2 protein-coding genes are annotated in these 2,503 nt (G+C 47.3%); both read right to left on the minus strand.

Annotation, left to right across the window (positions count from 1 at the left end):
• The coding region (locus Q0650_RS00025; protein ID WP_298814339.1) for an NB-ARC domain-containing protein at positions 1–945 on the minus strand (945 nt) is incomplete at its 3' end.
• 138 nt (positions 946–1,083) lie between these two features.
• Positions 1,084–2,274 (minus strand): hypothetical protein, encoded by a 1,191-nt coding sequence (locus Q0650_RS00030; RefSeq protein ID WP_298814343.1) that lies wholly within the window; start codon positions 2,272–2,274, stop codon positions 1,084–1,086.
• Positions 2,275–2,503 lie beyond the last annotated feature (229 nt).

Consider the following 2,503-nt stretch of genomic DNA (forward strand, 5'->3'; position numbering starts at 1 on the left):
TTCAGATTCTGGCAGAATGCCTGCCAGTAACTGCTCTGTCACCTGATTCAGCGTTTCTTCATCAAAATCGATTTTATTAATTGTTTGCTCAAGCTGTTCAGGATTGGAACCTTGCGCAAGAGCTGCCTTTTCCAGGAGCGCTTCTGTCAAGAGACGAATTGTTAGTGGATAGCCTCCGCTGAACTGATGAATTCTCTTTGCAATTTGTTGTATGATACTATCCTCCTGTATCTGATTGCCAATTTTACGCACTTGTTCAGTTGCATTTTCTTCTTTAAATTGTTCAATTTGCTGTTCTTCACTTTCAAGTCGCAGGCGAGGCGATTTCCAGAGGTACGATTTACCGCGACCGGTCATAATGATCAAAATCCTTGGCAACGTGATGATCGGCGCAAGAAGGTATTGTTCTATCGCATCGACCAGATTGTGGTTCGCCTCGAAGACTGAGTCGATGAGCAAACAGATGATCAGTTCTGGTTCCTTTTGCAGCCTGCCCTTGAGATCTTCCACCATCCACGCCGAGATTTCGCGAATAGTTGCTCGCGGCGCGCGGGTGATGTTTAGTTTGTCGGTAAGAAAGTTAAGAATGTCGCGTGTAATCTCTTTTGCGATCTCTTCAGCAGTGACCGGATCACTCGCTTGTAAACGCATAAGAGCGGGTTCGCTAACAATCCACTCGTCTTCGCCATCAGGATCTTCACCTTCTATCGGTAGCAGATGGATAAGAAACGATACAGGGGATGGTGACTTCCTTTTCAATTCGCTTCGGTGGAGATGACGAACCAGCCAGCTCTTGCCTATACCTCGCTCGCCGCGAAATATGATAACTTGGGCCGGTTGATTTTCTTCTCTTAGGCGCTTAAGTGTTTCCTCGACTTTCATTATCTCCGTTTCTCGGTTAACAAACTGCTCTGGATTGTATCCCAGAGATAATCTGTGTGCCATAGCTGTTTCCTCATGACAAAGTAATTTAGTGGTTTCCAGTATAAGAGCCATACACTAGTTCTGTCCAGAAAGCGAGATGTTGCGTATACAGGTCAGGGTCAGAGCGAATCATTTCCGCAATGATTAAGAGAGTCGCAGTTAAGAGGAGTTAATATTCGCAAGATAACCTGACATGTGCGATCGGTACCACAAGATAGCTTGCCGCAGATGAACTTCTTCCAGTTGGTCGCTGGCCTGCTGAAGTGCGTGACGAGTGACTTGCAGTGCGGCGCGTGGCAGCAGCGGGAGAGCGCGGACAATCCGACTTTCAACATCGATCAATTCAGGGGCACTGATGGCGTCAAGTGACTCGAATCGCCCGTCGGAGGCAGCAAGGATTCGTTTTTGTAGCAATTCTACTAATCGATCCGCTGTCCAGACAATATGGAGGAGGCGCATCGAAACTGACTGACGCTGAAGATATGAAGTGATAATCGGTTCCATGCTGTTGGGCAGAAAGTATTTCACAATGACTTTCGCATCTGGCCATTGTGCTGCGCTATCGAGTAAAGAAATGATCCATTGCAGTCCTCGATCAAAATGGGATTGATGCTCACTTATTGCATCAATCCCATCAACCAGAACCAGGACGTGACTAAAGCCAAGCGTATCGGTCACAAGCTTGACAAACAAGTAAAACAGATCATCAGGTGTGCTGCTAGAAAGTTCGGAAATATCATCAGTATTCACGCCCAACGCAACGCAAAACTGGTTTACCATTTCGGCAGAAGGTGGTGTTGTCAGAGCATATGTCCGTTCCAATAACCTCGTTAGTCCTGCTGGTGAGCCGGTTTCACGTAGTACGGCGAGGTAGTAGTCAAGCGAACCGGGCAATCCAGCCCGTAGGAGTCGATTAATAGCGCGAATATCTGCCTTGGAAGCACGGAGTAATCTTTCTGGACGGAAGGCGAGGCCGGTAAGTAAAGCGCAAGATCCTGCTTCGAGCAAGAATTGGTAATGTTGAGATCTGGAAGGTGGCATTCCAGTTAACGGCGTGATACCGACGTTATAGGGCAAAGGAAATGGGTAAATTCCCCCCATATCGAACCAACATGTGCGCGTAACAGCAACCCGCGTTGCCGTCTTTCCTCCGCCCGGTGGCGCGAAGATAATAGTGGGTTCTTTGTCCCATGCTGCGCGAAAGATTTCAAGATCGAGAATGTACTCTGCCAGGTTCGGGTCGCTAGAGGCTTCTAGGTGAACATACGGATCAAAGCGTAGACCGAAGCTGTGAAACCATTCGCGCGACGGGTTTGCCTCCGAAAGTGACTTGTGCTTTGGTAGAACCATGTTCGGAATTTAAAAATGTATGCACTTTAAGATGGCGAAAAGCTACCCTACTCTTTCTGTGCGAGAGGCTAAATCGATTCGGAATGTCAATAGCTAATATGCTACAATTTGGTTCGTCATGGCGTTCAGTTTCATCTCCACGATCTCACGTCAACCTAACCATAACCTAACCATAACCTAACCAACTCTGTGTTAAACCAAAAAGACAGACAAATACCAGCTTGCTTGC

The organism is uncultured Chloroflexus sp., from assembly GCF_937129525.1.
Taxonomy (GTDB): domain Bacteria; phylum Chloroflexota; class Chloroflexia; order Chloroflexales; family Chloroflexaceae; genus Chloroflexus.

Coding starts and splice junctions, on each gene's coding strand:
- Q0650_RS00030 (WP_298814343.1), bottom strand. CDS start 2,274: ATGGTTCTACCAAAGCACAAGTCACTTTCGGAGGCAAACCCGTCGCGC.